Annotated in this window: 16 protein-coding genes; 8 read left to right on the top strand and 8 right to left on the bottom strand. The window is 43.7% G+C overall.

The window, feature by feature from the left end:
• The first annotated feature begins 134 nt into the window (after nucleotides 1–134).
• Together APB76_RS03250 and APB76_RS03245 are read left to right on the top strand one after the other, a co-directional pair.
• Complete coding sequence (locus APB76_RS03250) at nucleotides 135–1283, top strand: iron-containing alcohol dehydrogenase (RefSeq protein ID WP_054962950.1); 1149 nt, start codon at nucleotides 135–137, stop codon at nucleotides 1281–1283.
• 60 nt (nucleotides 1284–1343) lie between these two features.
• Nucleotides 1344–1967: a lysoplasmalogenase gene (locus APB76_RS03245; protein ID WP_049846145.1), complete on the top strand. Its 624-nt coding sequence runs from the start codon at nucleotides 1344–1346 to the stop codon at nucleotides 1965–1967.
• A 1-nt stretch (nucleotide 1968) separates the two neighbouring features.
• On the opposite strand, the gene APB76_RS03240 is transcribed toward APB76_RS03245, so the two are convergent.
• A complete protein-coding gene (locus APB76_RS03240; protein ID WP_054962951.1) occupies nucleotides 1969–2496 on the bottom strand; it encodes a GNAT family N-acetyltransferase in 528 nt (175 codons plus the stop codon).
• Between the two features lie 7 nt (nucleotides 2497–2503).
• Nucleotides 2504–5395: a TMAO reductase system sensor histidine kinase/response regulator TorS gene (gene torS, locus APB76_RS03235; protein ID WP_054962952.1), complete on the bottom strand. Its 2892-nt coding sequence runs from the start codon at nucleotides 5393–5395 to the stop codon at nucleotides 2504–2506.
• An 80-nt stretch (nucleotides 5396–5475) separates the two neighbouring features.
• On the opposite strand from torS, the gene torT reads away from it, so the two are divergent.
• The 3 genes from torT (at nucleotide 5476) to APB76_RS03220 (ending at nucleotide 7383) form a co-directional block, all read left to right on the top strand.
• Nucleotides 5476–6477, top strand: coding sequence for a TMAO reductase system periplasmic protein TorT (torT, locus tag APB76_RS03230; protein WP_064429684.1), 1002 nt, complete (start codon nucleotides 5476–5478; stop codon nucleotides 6475–6477).
• 9 nt (nucleotides 6478–6486) lie between these two features.
• Nucleotides 6487–6942, top strand: a complete 456-nt coding sequence (locus APB76_RS03225; RefSeq protein WP_049846141.1) for a methylglyoxal synthase — start codon at nucleotides 6487–6489, stop codon at nucleotides 6940–6942.
• 240 nt (nucleotides 6943–7182) lie between these two features.
• Entirely contained in the window at nucleotides 7183–7383 is a 201-nt protein-coding gene (locus APB76_RS03220; RefSeq protein ID WP_054962954.1) for a hypothetical protein, read from the top strand.
• Here the strand turns inward: APB76_RS03220 and APB76_RS03215 are convergent.
• Nucleotides 7380–8027 (bottom strand): HAD-IA family hydrolase, encoded by a 648-nt coding sequence (locus APB76_RS03215; RefSeq protein ID WP_054962955.1) that lies wholly within the window; start codon nucleotides 8025–8027, stop codon nucleotides 7380–7382. The two genes, APB76_RS03220 and APB76_RS03215, sit on opposite strands and share 4 nt — an antisense overlap.
• Before the next feature lie 230 nt (nucleotides 8028–8257).
• The gene (locus APB76_RS03210) at nucleotides 8258–8764 is read right to left on the bottom strand and encodes a hypothetical protein (RefSeq protein ID WP_054962998.1); all 507 of its coding nucleotides are present in this window, start codon (nucleotides 8762–8764) and stop codon (nucleotides 8258–8260) included.
• Nucleotides 8765–9031: 267 nt separating this feature from the next.
• On the opposite strand from APB76_RS03210, the gene APB76_RS03205 reads away from it, so the two are divergent.
• Nucleotides 9032–9499, top strand: a complete 468-nt coding sequence (locus APB76_RS03205; protein WP_054962956.1) for a CreA family protein — start codon at nucleotides 9032–9034, stop codon at nucleotides 9497–9499.
• Nucleotides 9500–9610: 111 nt separating this feature from the next.
• Nucleotides 9611–10915: an inosine/guanosine kinase gene (locus tag APB76_RS03200; RefSeq protein WP_049846137.1), complete on the top strand. Its 1305-nt coding sequence runs from the start codon at nucleotides 9611–9613 to the stop codon at nucleotides 10913–10915.
• Nucleotides 10916–10948: 33 nt separating this feature from the next.
• Here APB76_RS03200 and APB76_RS03195 read toward each other — a convergent pair whose 3' ends face one another.
• Entirely contained in the window at nucleotides 10949–11551 is a 603-nt protein-coding gene (locus APB76_RS03195) for a beta-phosphoglucomutase family hydrolase (protein WP_054962957.1), read from the bottom strand.
• A 144-nt stretch (nucleotides 11552–11695) separates the two neighbouring features.
• On the opposite strand from APB76_RS03195, the gene APB76_RS03190 reads away from it, so the two are divergent.
• Nucleotides 11696–13456: a methyl-accepting chemotaxis protein gene (locus APB76_RS03190; protein ID WP_054962958.1), complete on the top strand. Its 1761-nt coding sequence runs from the start codon at nucleotides 11696–11698 to the stop codon at nucleotides 13454–13456.
• 136 nt (nucleotides 13457–13592) lie between these two features.
• Here the strand turns inward: APB76_RS03190 and APB76_RS03185 are convergent, their stop codons facing one another.
• From APB76_RS03185 to APB76_RS03175, 3 genes are all read right to left on the bottom strand, one after another.
• Nucleotides 13593–16745 carry an efflux RND transporter permease subunit gene (locus APB76_RS03185; RefSeq protein ID WP_054962959.1) on the bottom strand — a complete coding sequence of 1051 codons (3153 nt, stop codon included), beginning with the start codon at nucleotides 16743–16745 and terminating at the stop codon, nucleotides 13593–13595.
• A gap of 10 nt (nucleotides 16746–16755) precedes the next feature.
• Nucleotides 16756–17874: an efflux RND transporter periplasmic adaptor subunit gene (locus APB76_RS03180; protein ID WP_054962960.1), complete on the bottom strand. Its 1119-nt coding sequence runs from the start codon at nucleotides 17872–17874 to the stop codon at nucleotides 16756–16758.
• 96 nt (nucleotides 17875–17970) lie between these two features.
• On the bottom strand, nucleotides 17971–18531 hold the full coding sequence (locus APB76_RS03175) for a GNAT family N-acetyltransferase (RefSeq protein WP_054962961.1): 561 nt from the start codon (nucleotides 18529–18531) through the stop codon (nucleotides 17971–17973).
• Nucleotides 18532–18694 lie beyond the last annotated feature (163 nt).

Genomic DNA, 18694 nt, shown 5'->3' with positions numbered 1-18694 from the left:
CCTTAGTTTCAAACTTTATAGAAATAGGCATAACAAATAGAGAAATTGACCTTTAAGTTGCACCTTGTCAATACTAATATGCAAAACAACGACAAACAAAACCCACCCCAATTGGAAGCAAGAGGCACAATAAGATGCAATTTTCTTACGTAAACCATACTCAAATTAATTTTGGTCAAGGTCAAATCCAAAGTATTCAAACCATCATACCTTCTGAGCAAAAAGTCCTCGTCATTTATGGTGGTGGCTCAATCAAGCGTAACGGCGTTTATGATCAGGTAACACAAGCACTTGAGGGTCATTCATGGTTTGAATTTTCTGGTGTTGAACCTAACCCAACCAAAGAAACTCTTGATAAAGCAGTCTCTTTAGTTAAGCAGCAAGGCATCGATTTCATTCTTGCTGTTGGCGGTGGTTCCGTGATTGATGGCTCGAAGTATGTGGCTGCCGCTGCTAAGTACGAAGGCGATGGTTGGGACATAATGGTAGGTAAACATCAAGTCACCGAAGCTGTTCCACTAGGAGCGATTCTTACTCTTCCAGCAACAGGCTCTGAGTCAAACATGGGAGCTGTAATCACTAAATCGGAAACACACGACAAACTTCCATTCATGACTCCACATGTTCAGCCCAAGTTTGCGGTAATGGACCCAGACGTAATGAAAACTCTTCCAGAGAAACAGCTTATCAATGGCATTGTCGATGCTTGGGTTCATGTCTGCGAGCAGTATCTAACCAAAGAACATGATGGCATGGTCCAAGATGGCTATGCTGAAGCGTTACTTAAAAACCTAAAAGTGCTTGGGCTCGAGTTTGCTAACCGCGACAGTGATGCTTGGCGTGCAAACCTTATGTGGACAGCAAACCAAGCTCTAAATGGCCTGATTGGCTCTGGTGTCCCACAAGATTGGGCGACCCATATGATTGGCCACGAGTTTACTGCCCTTTGGGGAGTTGACCATGCCCGCTCTCTGGCAATCGTTCAACCCTCTTTACTGCGTAATCAATTTGCCGTTAAAAAGCAGAAGCTAGAACAAATGGGCAAAAACGTATTTGGCTTAGAAGCCTCTGACGAACTCGCTGAACAAACAATCCAAGCCATTGAATCCTTCTATCAATCACTCGGTGTCGCCACCCAATTTGGTGAGTACGGTAACAGTAAAGAAGAAGCGGTAGATGCGGTGATTAGCCAACTAAGTCAGCATGGTATGGTCGCACTCGGTGAAAACCAAGCGATTGACTTGCAACAGAGCCGTAAGATCCTTGAGCTTGCTATTGCGTAAGTTTAGCTAAGTTATTAATCTAAAAAGCAGCATTCGCTGCTTTTTTTATAAGAAGGATTTATGTGGCTATTGATTGTCTTTACGTGTGTCATACACGTATGGAGTATTAACCAAAGCAATCGTTGGATTTTTTATCTCTCTAAGCCTACTCCAATTCTTTTGATGTCTCTTCTTGTTTTTTTGAATCACCATGGGCAGACAAACTACACGTTATGGATAGGTATTGGGCTGGTTTTATCGAGTCTTGGTGATATTTATTTGATGCACCCTAAAGACAAGTTCATACAAGGACTTGGAGCGTTTTTGTTAGCACACCTCGCCTATAGTATCGCGTTTTTTAGTGCTGTCGACATGCAGGTAAATGCTTGGATTTTTCTCACGCTTCTCTCTATTGGCACATTGATCTATTTATTACTATTGCCAAATCTAGGCAATTGGAAATTACCGATTGCAGTGTATAGCTTAGGGATTCTTGCAATGGCTTGGGGCACCATTGAACACTGGAACGCCGCTGTTGGGTCGGGAGCCGGTTATGCGGTGTTGGGAGCACTTATTTTTATTCTCTCCGACGTGGTGCTTGCCGTAGATCGCTTTCGTAGTCAATCGGCGTTTTCTCGCCATGTTATTATGATCACCTACTACACCGCACAGATATTACTAACCTTATCGGCTGTCATGTCATAGACTATGGCTCGACTTGGAAACGATAGATTAAGTCATCGTAATAACTACCACCCAACTTGTAGGCATCTTTTTCGCGTTCCGAAAGGGTAAAGCCTGCTTTTTCAAGGACTTTACATGACGCGATATTTCCGTCAGTAACGATAGCATTGACCGTTTTGATTGGAAATTGACTGGTCGTGTAATCAATCAGCGCGACCAAAGATTCCGTACCATAGCCTTTACCATGAAACTCAGGTAATAGTAGATAACCAACCTCAACTTCCTCTGCACTCTGCTCAGAGAGGCAAAGCCCCGTCACACCAATAGCGTTACCTGTATTTTTTTCGCGAATGACGAGACACAGCCAGTGTTTATCGGGCCAGTTCCAAACAGGTAACCGAGACTCAAAACGCTCTCGAATTTGTTTATTAGATGGCTTGTCGAACGCGTAGCGGATCACATCTTCGTCTTGATTCAATCGTTCAAAAAGCGGCCAATCCGTTTCAGTAATTTGAGCCATGGATAGTTGTTTTGATTCTACTTGGTTCATAAACTCTCTAATCTAATAGGTCTTTGAGCGCATCTTTTGACTGCGCAACAAGCGAAGATAATTCGTCTTTACTTCCTTGATAACTCGCTATCGGCATTGACGATTTTTCAATTTCTAAGCAAAAATCGTATAAGGAATCTAACCCTAGGCTACCAGCAGAGCCTTTTAGCTTATGAGCTAATTGAACTGTATCATATTGATTCCCAGACTCGGCAGCTACTTTGAGCAAATTCAGTATGTCATCAGCTCCTTGGTTAAACAGCAGGCAAATGTCTTTCATTTTATCTTTGCCCAATACTTCCATATCAGCCCAAATAACATCTGGATTAATAATTGACCGTTGTATTCTGCCTATTTCTACATCATCACGACTACCTTGGGCAAGTAGCAACGGCTTCCCTTCTAAACTATTTTGAATTACTTGGCATAATTGATCTTTATCTAACGGCTTAGATAGGTAACCATCAAATCCAGCCGCCAAATAGCTTTCAACTTCTTCGTTGTAAACATGAGCCGAGACCGCGATCATAGGCGTGTGACTGAGCACGCCACTGTTAACTTCATGAGCTTTGAATTCTTTCAGCAGTTCCACCCCATTACAATCAGGTAAATTGATGTCCATTAACACGAGATCAAAAGGTTCCTGTTTAAATAACGTTAGTGCTTTTTCGCCAGTCACTGCTGTAGTCACTTGGTGATTCATACTTCTAAGGAACCCTTCAGCTACTAAGCAGTTCACTGGATTGTCTTCTACAAGTAACACCTTGGCTTTAATACTGCAATCCGTCGCAACTTCTTGCTCCTCAAACTCTTGGCCTAAAGCCAGCGGTATGGAAAACCAAAAACAACTCCCTTCTCCCATACTTGAGTCAACAAACAATTGTCCATCCATCGCTTCAACAATCCGCTTGCTTATCGCTAGACCTAGCCCTGTCCCACCTTTAGCACCCATGCCACCAGCAGCTTGGGTAAATGCATCAAATAGAGTGAGCTGCTCATCCGCGCTTATTCCTACCCCAGTATCTGATACCTCGAACATAACGTTACCTTGCGTATCTGGGTCGAGAGATACGTAAATATCCACGTTGCCCTGCTCAGTAAACTTAATGGCATTACCCACTAAGTTGTTTAGAACTTGACTAATACGAGTCACATCACCACACCAATACTTGTCGACATCACTTTCAATAAAGTACTCTAATTGCAATGACTTCTCATTCGCCCTCCCAAGTAGCAATTGCTTTATGTCGTCGACCATTGCTGGCAGGTTAAAGTCTACGGGGCGAATTTCGAGGTGTCCGGCCTCTATCTTTGAGTAGTCCAATACATCATTCAATATCGCTAACAATGTTGAGCCACTTCGATTAATGACATCGACATAATGCGCTTGAGTGGTATTGAGCCCAGCATCTTTTAAAAGACGCGCAGTGCCCAACACACCGTTCATCGGCGTTCGGATTTCATGACTCATGGTTGCCAAAAATGCCGATTTTGCTCTGCTTGCTTGCTCCGCTTCCTTGCGAGCACGTGCATGGTTTTCGACTTCTTCGTTCAAGCGCGTATTGGCATTTTGTAACTGATGGGTTCGTTCGGTGACTAACTCTTCAAGGTGTCCTTTGTGCTCCTCAAGCTCGCGTTTTGCAGCAGCTTCGCTTTCTGCAACAACCTTCAACGCTTTGGCAGTATTTCGAGCAGTAATGATTGCTTGCCCCATATGCGCCAGTTCGTCATTCCCCTTAACTTTTAGATCGACTTCCAGTTGACCTTTGGCAATCGAGAGTAAAGCTGAAGAATACACGGCAAGACGCTTAACCACAGAGATGTACACAACCTTCCACACTATCAACACCACAATCAGCATCCCCAAAATAGTAATGATTGTTAGCGTCAGTTGTGCATAGTTGAGCGTTGTTTTTAGCTCAGCTACCGCCCGAGTTGTGGCAGCATTTGAGTCATCAACCAGCTTGTTTACTGTCCTGTTTAATGTCGAGAACTGAGTTAAAGTGTCTTGCATCAATTGCCGCGCAAAGCGTTCATTTTCATAGCGTTGAGTCAGCACATCGAATACCACTTCACGCTGTTCTAGCTTTTCAAGTAACGCCGTCATTTGGGTTGAACGTGTAGGGTCTTCAACCGCTTGTACACGGCGTTTCATGATCGTTAGGTTGTTTTTAAACTCTTCACGAATGGTTTTGATACGGTCAATATCAGAGATAGTGCGCGTCTCTTCAATGTGATTGAGCAGCTTAAATGCGAGTAGGTGAAGCTCATGCAGTCGCTCCGCCAAATCGAGATCAACCTCAACCAAAGTATCAAGCGCTCTGTACGCCTGCTCTTTTTCGTTTTTATTCAACAGAGCGTAAATGTGAGTCACGTTAGCTACAGCAATCGTTGACGTATTCGATACTTGCGTGCGCGTCAATAGTTCTAGCTCACGTGCCAGCTTACGTAACTCTTCTGTGCGAATGGCTAAATCATCACTCAATAAGAGCCGCCTTTCGACCACAATTCCAAGCTTCTCCAAAGTGTCGATAACACCTTGCACATTAGATTCCAGTCTATTCAACAGTGATAAATCAAACGAATCTGAACCCAACAGCTTGATGTGTGTTAGCAGGGATTCTAATTGACTAAATAGTGCTTTGCCGGACGTTTGACGTTCAACTTCTGTTTTTGCATTAGAGAGTGTCTGAACCGAAGAGATAATACGTGAACTAAGCTCTGATACTTGACGAGCTTCAATCATGGAGGGAATTGCTGAGTTAACGACGTTGCGCTCGGTTTTTGCAACTGAAGAAAACCCGAACATACCGATCAGGGCAGAGATTAATACCAGCAGTGCCATCGCCAAGAATGCCAGCAGCAACTTACGACCAATACTCGCTTTAGCAAGTAACATTGAGAATCTTCACTTCTTAACTCTTCTATTATGCGCTATATTTTGCAGTGTTTATTCGCCCATTACCAACGAAAAGCTGCATGTCTTTGATCTCCGCAATCAAAACTACTTCTATACTGCTTACTCTCTCGCTGTTGAACGCCAATGCTTATGCAACAGAACCTGAGCGTATCTGCGCAATCTATCCCCATTTAAAGGATTCATATTGGCTTTCTGTCAACTTCGGAATGGTCGATGAGGCTGAAAAAGAAAGTGTTGATCTTCGCGTTCTTGAGGCGGGGGGGTATCTCAATCTCGAAAAGCAACGAGAGCACATGTCTTTGTGCGTAAGATGGGGAGCAGACGCCATTATCTTGGGCACAGTCGCACCTAACCTGTTTTATTCGTCGCTAAACTCCGTCGCATCTTCTGTACCTGTGTTTGCCACTGTCAATAAACTACTGGTCGATGACAATAATAAAGCGGCCCTAAAAGGCGAAGTTGGTGTTGATTGGTATTGGATGGGCTACTATGCAGGTCAATACCTAAAATCAAAACACCCTCTTGGCTCTGGAAAATCAAACGTTGCTCTATTACCTGGCCCTAAGTCTAGCGGCGGCACTAAACCTGTGATTCAGGGTTTTTATTCAGCAATAAAAGAGAGCGACATTAACGTTGTAGAAACCTATTGGGCCGACAATGACAAAGAGCTACAGCGCAACCTTGTACAAAAAGCCATTGATAACAAAAATATTGATTATATAGTGGGAAGTGCAGTTGCGGTTGAGGCCGCAATCAGTGAGCTACGTAGTGCCCATAAAACAAATAAAATTGGTTTGGTATCTACCTACCTAAGTCACGGTGTATACCGCGGACTACTAAGAAATAGAGTGGAATTTGCCCCAACTGATAAAATGGTACTTCAAGGCAGACTATCAATTGAGCAAGCCGTGCGGTACCTGCGAGGCGAACACTACAACAAAATCGAAGCACCTGTGATTGAGCCACTGACACCCAATAACCTGAACCCTGATGTGATTGCACAGTCTTTATCACCTTCAGAGTATCGACCAACATTTTATGTCTATAACGAGAACAATTAGGAAGTCTAGATGGAAAAAACGACTCGTACTTTGCCTGCGCACAAACACGTAGCGCTTGTCGCCCATGACAATTGTAAACCAGAGCTACTGCGCTGGGTAAAAGAGAACAAAGAAAAGCTACAACGTCACTTTCTTTACGCGACAGGGACAACAGGCTCAATGCTGAGCAAAGACACTGGCCTCGCTATCAAGAGTATGATCAGTGGCCCAATGGGAGGCGACCAACAACTTGGCGCGCTAATTTCCGAAGGAAAAATTGATGTTATGATCTTCTTCTGGGACCCACTTAACGCTGTCCCCCATGATCCAGACGTTAAAGCCCTACTTCGAATTGCCAGTGTGTGGAATATTCCCGTCGCGACTAACCGCGCAACCGCTAAATTTATTTTTGAATCTGAGTTAATCGAACAAGAAGTTGACATCGAAATTCCCGATTACGAAGCCTATCTAGCTAAAAGAACTTAAGCACAGATATGACAAAAGCTCGCATAATCACGAGCTTTTGTCAGATGTGATTCACAAAAATATCTTACCAATATATGAAATGCTTCCCATTATTCATGGATAGTTCCATATCTTAATCGATACAGCGATCCATTCGACTAAAATGGAATTGTCAGGAAACTTGTACCCAGTTACTCTGTCGAACCATATAACAAGTTTAATAATATATTGTTTCTATTATCGCTGCCGGGAGATTCCCCTATGAATAAAGAAGAGATGCTCAACGACGTACTGTGTTGCCCGCTATGTGGCAGTGAAGAGTACTTACTGTCAGACAGCAACAACATGCTTTGCGCGGAGTGTGGTTCATTCTTTGAGAATGTGACACAATTTATTCCCATAAGTGCGCTATCTCAACGTGTGGGAACGCTCTCGTCTACTCACCACAACGGCTCTCATTAAAGCATTTCTTCTAGCTCTCTTAAATGGCTAATTTTCTTAAGCTCTAGCGTGTGATGCTTGTCATTTAACCCCGTTAAATGAACAGTTTGCACGCCAGCTCTGACACCTGCTTCTAAACCTTTCGGCGTATCGTCGACATAAATGCACTCTTCAAGCTTAAAGCCCATGTTCATCGCACTGTAGAAAATAAGATCAGGTTCCGGCTTCCAGCTATTGGTGTCAAATGCAGAAAAGATTTTACCTTTGAAGAAAGGCAACAAACCGGTTAGCTCTAAGCAACGTTCGATTTTATCTCTTGGACCGTTTGACGCGACGCAGTATTCAATCCCTTGCTCATTTAAGTACTCTAATACTTCATGAACACCGTCCATTGGCTTTAATTGCCCTTCAAATAACTGATCAAGACGCTGACGATATATCGGTTCGAGGCGGTCAATAGAAACGTTGACATTCAATCTTTGCTTTGTGGCCGCAAGGATATCTGCAAGCTTTCCACCTTCAAAGTGACTGACGGCTTCATCCATAGACAAAGTTGCGCCAAAATGATTAAAAGTGTCACATAGTGCTAAGCAACAAAGCCTTTCACTGTCGACCAATGTCCCATCACAATCGAAGATCACACATTGAGCATGAGGTTTTGTCATATCAATTGCCCTCTTAATTTTCTACGAGAAATAATAAGACAGTTGATTATTTTTGGAATGACCAGCTTAACACTTCACTGGTTTATTAAGGATTTATAATCAGAAGTTTAAAGTGCATCACCATTTAAAACATTTCAAACTAGCGCTCACTCTTAATGATATTTTAGCTAATAGAATTTGTGATGCACAGTTTCGTTAACTAGTGACCTTGGCAAGAAAATAACTAAAGCTTAACGCTCAATTGTTAAGCAAGTCTGATTAATTTCTGCTATTCCCAATTTGGTGCATAAACCCGAAATGAAATCCTGCTCACTAAAGTGACCAGAGGTATCGTTTACAACAATATCGGAAATTAATAGAGTTTGTTCATTTTGCGTCACGATTGCAGCGGCAACAGCCTCGCCAAATTTGAAACCTAGATATAGACGGCATGGTTCTGAATAGATGATCTGAGAAAGAAACTCTAAGATCAGATCTTTCTCTGCTTGCTGCTGCCACTTGCGAGCTTGGAGCAAAGCGAACATAACGGTTAAGCGGTGGAAATCAACAAGAAAGATATCATCACAGCCAAACACCCCTTTATCTTGCGGCACTTCGCTTAGTTGTTCATATTCACAAGTTGCAACTTTCGCCTTATACAGAGCCAAACCAGCGATACTTTCTTTAGTTGGGTACTCAACATCGACTTGTTGATAAAGCCACTCATTCTTGATTTCAGCTATCTTAGGTATCGCCATAACGTCGGTTAGACCTGTACTCACGTGTGGAAGTTAGCCTGAAGCTTACTAGATAACACCTTGAAGCCTCAAGTCTTTTAAAATGCAGTGCACTAAAGTATACAAAAACCTGATATGATATCTGTACTCAATTAAATCCTTATCTCTTTAAGCATTAAGGCAAAACTCGTGAACAATCGAGTTGCGCCAGTTGGTCTTCTTGCTTGATAAATGAAGCAGATAACCTAGCCAAAAAATCAGAAAACTAAATTATAGCAAGGACTTAGAATGAAAAAACTGCTCACTGCAATTCTTTTAACAGGACTTTTAGTTGGTTGTTCCGATAACGAAGTCGGTGACGTTGGCTTAGGATGGTTCACAATGAAAGACATTAAAATCCAAAACTTGAAGGATGACGTAGTGACAGGAGTTACTTGTCATATTGCCTCAATCGAAGCTGATTTTAGCCTTGCTGATCCGAGTGATAGCTCGATTTCCTGCCGTCAAACAGGCGATATAACACCAGAAATGATTGCTCAGATTGATAAAAGTAAATCTGGAGAAGTGGTGTTTAAAAAGTCGAAAAGTATCTTTTTCAAGTCAATGAAAGTTCGTCGCATCTATGACGCTGAAAACCAAACGCTACTCTACTTGTCCTACACTACAAAAGAAACTGAGGGCAGCTTCAAACACAGCCTTTCAACCGTACCTTTGTGGGGCACGAAAGCGTACAACAGCATAACGCAAGACAAATAGGTTACTAAAGTGCCAGTCAGCACTGACTGGCACTTTTTTATGTAATAAATATGAAAGCAATCTTAACTTAATGTGATATTATGCGGGAAAATTTCCAACGCCACTTTAAACATGAAGTTTCCCGGACAGCGCAAATCCAAGCACTATTTTCCAACTCACACCCGTGATCCACTCGTCAATCAGATGAAACAATCGCCAAAACTCTACCGCCCTATCGTTGTCGGTGTTGGTCAAACTATCGTTGATATTGAAGCTAGAGTCGATGACGAATTTCTTGCGAAATATGACTTGAGTAAAGGACACTCATTAGTTTTGGAAGAAAGTAAGGCGGACGCTCTCTACGAAGAACTAGTCGAACGCGAACTTATAACGCACCAATACCCTGGCGATACTATCGGTAACACTTTACATAACTATTCTGTACTCGCCGACAGCAAATCCGTCCTTCTTGGTGTCATGTCTCGAAACATCGAGGTGGGTTCTTTTGCATATCGCTATTTATGTCGTACTTCTTCACGTATGAACCTCAACCACCTACAAATGGTTGAAGGCTCTATTGGTCGTTGCTATACGCTGATTTCAGAAAATGGTGAACGTACTTTCGCAATTAACGAAGGTCATATGAACAAGCTTCGCCCAGACAGCATCCCCGAAGATGTATTCGACAAAGCGTCTGCGCTTGTCGTTTCTTCATATCTGATGCGTGGCAAGCCAGAAGATCCTATGCCACAAGCAGTAGCACGCGCGATTGAGATTGCAAAGTCTAAGAATGTCCCAGTAGTACTGACACTTGGTACTAAGTGGGTAATTGAAGGCAATGCCAAATGGTGGCAAGACTACATTAAAGAAAACATCGCAATCGTGGCTATGAACGAGGAAGAAGGTGAAGCCCTAACCGGTGAAAAAGATCCGCTGCTTGCAGCCGATAAAGCATTGGAATGGGTAGATGTCGTTCTATGTACGGCGGGCTCTGTCGGACTATACATGGCTGGCTACACAGAAGACTCTGTAAAACGTGTGACAGAACTACCTCTTTTACCTGGTAATATTGCAGAGTTCAACAAGTACGAGTTTAGCCGCGCAATGCGCAAATCAGACTGTAAGACTCCTGTGAAAGTATACTCTCATATTGGCCCTTACTTGGGTGGTCCACTCGAGATAAAAAATACCAACGGTGCAGGAGATGCTGCGCTATCGGCACTACTGCACGATATGGCTGCAAACAGCCACCACCAAGTGAATGTGCCTAACTCGTCTAAGCACGATCAACCTTACTTGACCTATTCTTCGCTGTCGCAGATTTGCAAGTATGCAAACCGTGTGAGTTACGAGGTATTAACTCAGCACTCACCTCGCCTCGCTCGTGCACTACCTGAACGCGAAGATAGTTTAGAAGAAACGTACTGGGATCGATAATTTATAAAAGAGCCGCAAAATTTGCGGCTCTTTTTATCGGTTATACGGGTAGAAAACGAGTTCCCCACCTTCAACCATCATACAATCCATCTTCGCAGCGTGCGCTGCCTGCAAACCTAACTCAGTATCCTCAAACACCAGACACTCTGAAGCAGAAACATCTAGTAAACGCGCCGCTTGTAAAAACGTATCGGGATTGGGTTTGTGGTTAATTACATCTGATGCTGTTACTACAACGTCTAACTTGTCGAGCAATTGAGCCTTACTCAGTAATTGCTCGGCATTCTTTCGTTGACTCCCCGTTCCGACCGCGAGTTTCTTTTTACCATGAAAATGGTTAAGTACTTTTACGGTACATTCAATTGTTTCTCCATGTTCATCTAACGATGCGAATGCAGCCATTTTGTAACGCGATACCTCCATCGGGTCTATAGCCAAGTTGTGTTTCTTGTTGACCTCAGCTGCAATTTTATAACTAGGCATTCCACCTAAGCCGTGTAGCCATTGTTTGCAAAAAGGAAATCCATAATAATTGGCTGTCTGTTTCCAAGCTTTTAAATGTGCAGGCATGGTATCAATTATGGTACCATCCATGTCAAATATGAGTGCTTGATATTTATTCATGCTTTCAAACATTTACTTCTCTTAATGGTGTTCGCCAGATCAATACTGTCAACATACAAAATGAGGAACATATCGTTAATTGATATATTCACGAATAGCAACTAACATCACATTAACTACCTATAAATCAAACTGCTTAACAAATAAGGTAATCTCATGAATATCAAGAATAAGCTGTATTCATTGGGTGCTGTCGCCATTTTAGGGGTTGTTTCAGTACTATTAACCTCAACTCACTTCGCCCAATCTACCGCTGACCTAAATCACGCGAGTTTATTAGTAGCCAAACTAGAGATTCGACTTCTTAACCTAAGGCGCAACGAGAAAGACTTTCTGCTTCGTAAAGATACGAAATATCTTGGCAAGTTTAACAAGAACATGGATACCTTTTTAGCACTTGAATCGGAACTTTCGACACTGTTAACCCAACATTCTTTACCTTCAAGTAGCCAACTTAAACGAGATATTCTCAAGTATCAAACAGGCTTCAACAGCTTGGTTTCAGCTTTTGAACTGCGTGGCCTAAAACCTGAGGAAAAAATTGTTGGTCGCTACAATTCTGAACTCGCCTCGATTAGAAACTCTTTGTCTAGCGATGAGCTAGTTCAATTGTTTGAATTTGACAAACAGGTTCTTGAAGGCAAGCTCAACACAAATCTTATCCCAAATGACGCTTCTTCACTTAAGTCGGCAGCTCAGGCCTATATAGACCAAAGCCAACGCATCGGTCTTAAGTATAATGAAGGGCTGCTTGGGGAAACTCGCAACCTATCACACACTGTGGAAGAACAATTTAAGTCTTTCTCTTCTTCATTAACGGATGAAACTATAGCGACAAAAGAACGACTCTCAACCCTAAAAACCGGTGTCACGACTTTGGTTGTGTTAATCATATTCGGGTTTATCTTCCAGATTTCGCGCACCATTAACAATCAAGTTGCCGTGTTACTTGCGGCAATCCAAGAAATTGCTCGTACCAACAACGTATCGTTACGCGCCAACTTGGTCAAAAATGATGAGCTTTCTGTTATCGGAAGCTATTTCAATCGACTGCTAGATAAATTCGAGCAGCTCATATCTAGCACCCAGACTAAATCTTCAGAGCTTTCACAAAGTACTTCAGCCATGCACAACGAGCTGCAAAATGTTATGGAGCAGTTCCATATTCAAGCCGATCATACCAGTACTATGGCTACTTCGGTACAAGAGATGGTATCAACCATCAGTGAAATTTCCGAAAGTACCGCTGTCGCCGTAGAAGGTGTTCAGCAAGCCTCGGTCAATGCGCAGAATGGTCGTAAGGTTGTTGAAACAACGGTGCAAAACATCGATTCACTTTCTTCTATCTTAGGTAGCAGTCAGGAATCTATCAGTGATTTAAACAATCACGTGGATAAGATTGGTGATGCCGTCAACATCATTCAAGAGATAGCGGAACAAACCAATCTACTGGCGCTTAACGCCGCAATCGAAGCTGCGCGCGCCGGTGAACAAGGACGTGGATTTGCGGTAGTTGCAGATGAAGTTAGGGCATTGGCAAGCCGTACTCACCAATCAACAGAAGAGATTACCAAAGTCGTTACCGCCATACAGTCACAGATGTCTGAAGTGGTCACCAATATTGATCAATGTAATGAGCAGGGCTCACAGACGCTCGATGCATCACGCACACTCGATAGCAGCCTAACCCAAATTATTGATGATATGACAAATATTCAAGCGAACTCCGAACGTATTGCGTCAGCGATCGAAGAGCAAGGGATCGTAATGAATCAAGTCAGCGAGTCGATCACTGAACTCAATTCCATTTCAGAAGGTAATATGGGCTCAGCGCAACAATGCTTGACTGAAGTTGACCGTGTTTCTGCACAGGCAACTGAAATGGATAGTGCCGTTGCTGAATTCAAAACGTCCTAATCTTAAGCGATTGAGTCATTGAGGAAGCCCTAGCCCGTAGGTTAGGGCTTTTTTATTATCTCTACTGATGGGAATCGTTCTAGAGATTAAAAATCCCCTCGCCAATTAGCTAAGGGGATTTTCAATTTACCAAACGTTAATCGTCATCTAAAGGAATCAATTTGGTATTACCACCATGGGCCTTTTCACGTCTGCGCTGAACGAATGCGTAGAAACCCGGAATTAAGAATGTACCCGCCAATAACACACACAGTAGACCGCCAATCAACGAAATACCGAGCGAGTTTTGGCTCACGTGCCCCGCACCTGCTGCAAAGATTAGTGGGAAGATACCCAAAATAAATGACCACGACGTCATGTTTACCGCGCGGAAACGTAAAGTACCGCCCTTGACTGCTGCATCATCGATAGGTACACCGTTATTTTCACGCTCAACCTTAGCGAATTCGACAATCAAGATTGCGTTCTTCGCAGCGAGAGCTATGAGCAGAACGAGACCTATCTGCGCGTACAAGTTAAGTGGCGTACCTGTGAGGTTAAGCGCTAAGAAAGAGCCCAAGGTTGCCACTGGCACCACCAGTATAATCGCAACCGGAATAGTCCAACTTTCATACTGAGCAACCATAAACAGGTAAATAAAGATCAGTGCTAATGCGAACGCGAAGATCGCTTGGTTACCCGCCAACACCTCTTGGTAAGCCATACCCGTCCATTCATACTGATACCCTTGCGGAAGGACTTCGGCTGCGACACGTTCCATGGCTGCAATCGCGTCACCGCTTGAGTAACCCGGAGCTGGCTGACCTTGAATCACAGCACTACGGTACATATTGTAACGCCACGCGACATCTGGCTCAAAGATCTGCTCATGCGTCACCAATGTACTTAGTGGAATCATCTCCCCCGATGAAGAACGAACATGGAAGCGCTGGAGATCATCCATATTGCTTCGGTGCTCACTGTCCGCTTGCATGGTTACGCGGAAGTTCTTACCAAACATGGTGAAGTCATTTACGTACAGAGAACCTAGGTTACCTTGCAGTGTCTGGAAGACCTCAGACAAAGGAATTCCCAACTGCTGCGCTTTTTCACGATCAATGTCCACGTAGTAATGAGGAACATTGGCACGAAAAGTACTAAAGGTACGAGATATCTCAGGCTGCTGGTTCGCTTTCTCAATTACATCATCCATTACCATTGCAAGGTCACTGCGGCTCCGGCCTAGCGTATCTTCCAGTACAAACTCAAAGCCCGATGCAGCCCCCATCCCCGGTACGGCTGGTGGACCCATCGCAAAGACGACGGCTTGCGGTAATTCAACTGCAGCACGACCGTTAATACGACGCGAGATACCTTGTGCCGAATGGTCACCGTCTAGTGCGTTACGCATATCCCAGTCGTGCAGTTTGATAAACAGTGACGCACCATTGGAAGCAGACGCACCCGTCATGAAGGCATAACCATTGACCAAAGTGACACCATCTACACCAGGCTCTTGCTCCACCATTTCAAGCAGCTGCTCAGTCGCTTCTTCTGTACGAGACAGAGATGCCGCGTCTGGTAACTGTACGTTAACTAACAAGATGCCTTTATCTTCCTGAGGTACAAACGCCGTCGACGTCGTTTTCGAGAAATATGTAACGGCAGCCAAGGCCACAAAGAAGAAGGCAAAGAGAAGCACGCCTTTTTTCACAAGGAAGCTTGCCACTTGGCCATATTTTTCAGTAACGCTTTCTAAGCCTCGGTTGAATGCTTGATACCAACGAGCTGTGTTTCCACCACCCTGTTTCAGTACCAAAGAACACAACGCTGGTGATAGCGTGAGTGCATTGATCGATGAGATCACAACCGCGATGCAGATAGTCAACGCGAATTGGCGATACATGATACCCGTAATACCCGGAAGCATCGCCACTGGAATGAATACTGCCAGTAGAACCAAAGTTGACGTGATGATTGGTCCGGTTACCTCTTTCATCGCGATCAGTGTCGCTTTGCGTGGCGAAATTGTTGGGTCTTTCGCCATCGTGGTATCAACGTTCTCAATAACCAGTATTGCGTCATCCACCACGATACCGATCGCGAGAATCAAACCAAATAAGGTCACCGTGTTGATCGTAAAGCCCGTCATCTGCATAACAGCAAATGTACCGATCAAAGAAACTGGAATAGCAACGACCGGAATCAATGTGGCACGAGCACTACCCAAGAACAGATAAGTTACCGCGATAACAAGTAAAATGGCTTCAATCAGCGTTTTGACTACACCTTTGATTGATTCGGCAACAAACACCGTTGTGTCGTAACTTGTTTCGTAAGCAACACCATCAGGGAAGTTATGGCTCAGCTTCTCAAGCATGGCCATTACCGCTTTACCACTCTCCAGCGCGTTGGCATCAGACTGCAGTGACAACGTCACGATGGAGGCATCTTGACCACGGTACTTACCGTTACCATCGTAGAACTTTTTGCCCAGTTCGACGCGTGCAACGTCTTTCAAATACACTGTTGAACCATCTTGACTCGCGCGCAGTACTACATTTTCAAACTCATCAGCCGTCTCTAGGCGGCCTTTAGTCACCAAGTTAAACTGAACTTCTTGAGGATTGCTGTATGGCGCAGCACCGACACGACCCGCTGCAACCTGAACGTTCTGCTCTGCCAAAGCAGCATAAACATCGGTAGTGGTTAAGTTTAGGTTAGCCATTTTTTCAGGATCTAACCAAACGCGCATCGCATACTCACCGCCACCTAAGACATTCACTTCACTGATCCCGCTAACACGCGCCAGTTGGTCTTTAATATTTAGGTTAACGTAGTTGATGAGGAACTGGTCATCATACTTACCGTTTGGCGAGTAGAAGTTGAGCACCATAAGTAGGTCTGGTGAACGCTTTTTCACCGTCACACCAACCATTCTTACTTCCTGTGGAAGCTTCGACTCAATCTGTGCAACACGGTTTTGTACGTTAACCTGAGCCATATCGGGATCGGTGCCAACATCGAATGTGACGTTCAGATTATACGAACCATCATTGGCACTCTTTGAAGACATATAAATCATATCTTCAACGCCATTGACTGAGGTCTCTATAGGGTCAGCTATCGCCTGTTCCACAACTTCAGCACTTGCACCTGTATAGTAAGCAGATACACTCACCGACGGAGGGCTAATTTTAGGATACTCAGCAACAGGCAAGATCGCCAATGAGACAGCCCCTGCCAAAGTCAGTATGATTGATATAACCAGCGCAAACTTAGGACGCTGGATAAAGAAACGACTTAACATTTACACCTCTTTAATCAGCATCTTTTGATTGTTCAAAACGAACAGGTACACCGTTACGGATACGTTGCAAGCCTTGAGTGATGACCTGTTCATCTGCCTTTAAACCATTTTTAACAATGACGCCATTATCTAACTGGCGGCCTAGTTCTACGTTACGCCTTTCTGCAATATTACCTTCAGCCACCACCATCACGAAGTTTCCTTCAAGATCGGTTTGCACAGCACGACGAGGGATCACAATCACGTCTTGCGCTTGTTTTTCACGCAGTTCAACACGAATATGCTGGCCTGGAAGTAATCGGTAGTCCGGGTTTTCTACGACAGCACGCATCGCGATAGTCCCCGTATTTAGGTCGATACGATTACCTAAGAAGTCCAATTTACCTAGGTATTCAAATGGCTGGCCGTTTTCTAGCACAACTTGTACTTCTACCAAATCTGCGTCGCCGTCACCTTTAACTCGATCAATGCCAAGTTCAAGGCGCTCTCTTTCACTTATGCTAAAACTTGTATGGATGGGGTTTAGGCTAACCAGCGTAGTCAAAATACCCGATTGAGGTGACACTAGGTCACCAGTACTCACTTTACTTTGTGCAATTCGACCAGAGAATGGAGCTTTGATCTGTGTATATGAAAGGTTAACTTCAGCCAAGTGTAATTGCGCAATGCTCGCTTCAACTTGAGCCTGTGCCCCTAGTAGGGCGGCATTCAAGTTATCAAATTCAGATTGAGAAATACTACCTTTAGGAAGTAGATTCTCACCTCGTTTAAAATCGAGTTGTGCTTTTTTAAGAGTGGCACGAGCTTGAGCCAACGCGGCATTTGCGCTCGCTACTTGAGCGTTAAAAGATGAGGGTTCAATCGTATAGAGAAGTTGGCCCTTCTCAACCATTTGTCCCTCTTCAAAGTGGCGAGCTTTCAAATAGCCCGTGACCTGCGCGGTAATGCTGGTATCTTCGACGGCCTCGACGCGACCAATATAAGATTTACTTTGTTGATGAGGAATAAACTGGGCTTGCTGCGCGACTACCAGTTGCGCTGGCATTTGTTTCTTTCCTTGAGCAGTTTCACCGCATCCTACGAGAAAAAGCGCACTACTAAGCGCTGTGAAGAGCAAGGTTTTTTTCATTAATAGGCCGTTAGGTAGTTAAAAGGTTTTATCTAAAACTACCTAAAGGCTATAAGTGTAATGTCCGAGAAATATCAGAATACAACTTTAATTGTATCAATCCGTTACAACGTCTAACCTAGTGTGAGATTTGACGTGGACTGCCAAGTCTTTGCCTGATTTCCACCTATAAACAAGCTCTGGAACTTGGTTACCACACGGTGCGTTCCATAAGCGTTCAAGATGACATTCACCACCTAGGTGTTCATAGAATTCGACCGCTTGTTTGTTGTCTTTCATAACTTCAAGGTATACACCGTTATCGGGAAAGTACTGTTCAATCCACTTAGCCATTTCAGCAATTAACTTTACACCTAAACCTTTTCCTCTATATGCAAGGTCGACATGCAGCGCATCGATGATCGTTCCCTTCTCAAAGTCATGATTGCCGAACGCACAGATAAACCCGCATAACAGCCCTCCCTCTTCAATAAGCAGGACGTGTTGATTAAAAGGGGGGTTAATCAGACGGGTTTGCCAGATAGACTTTCGCTCTTCAAGCACTTCACATTCGAGAAACTCTTTGCCCAATATCCCTTGGTAGAATTGCTTCCAGCTTTGCGCATGCAGAGTCGCAATACGCTCATAGTCGCTATATTCAGCTACTTTTAGTTCCATTTATAGTTCCTTATTACTTCCTGTAAGGGTAGCTTACCTCTTCATACTATAAAACATTTAACTAAAAGCCAATCATTCTGGAGCAAGAGGCGTGATTGAGTGAATAGTTATCTACTCTAAAGAGATATTACAAACTCAGTTACAATTTTGACTCTATAGAGAC

Source organism: Vibrio bivalvicida, from assembly GCF_001399455.2.
Lineage (GTDB): Bacteria > Pseudomonadota > Gammaproteobacteria > Enterobacterales > Vibrionaceae > Vibrio > Vibrio bivalvicida.
This window is presented reverse-complemented; position numbering and strand designations above follow the sequence as displayed.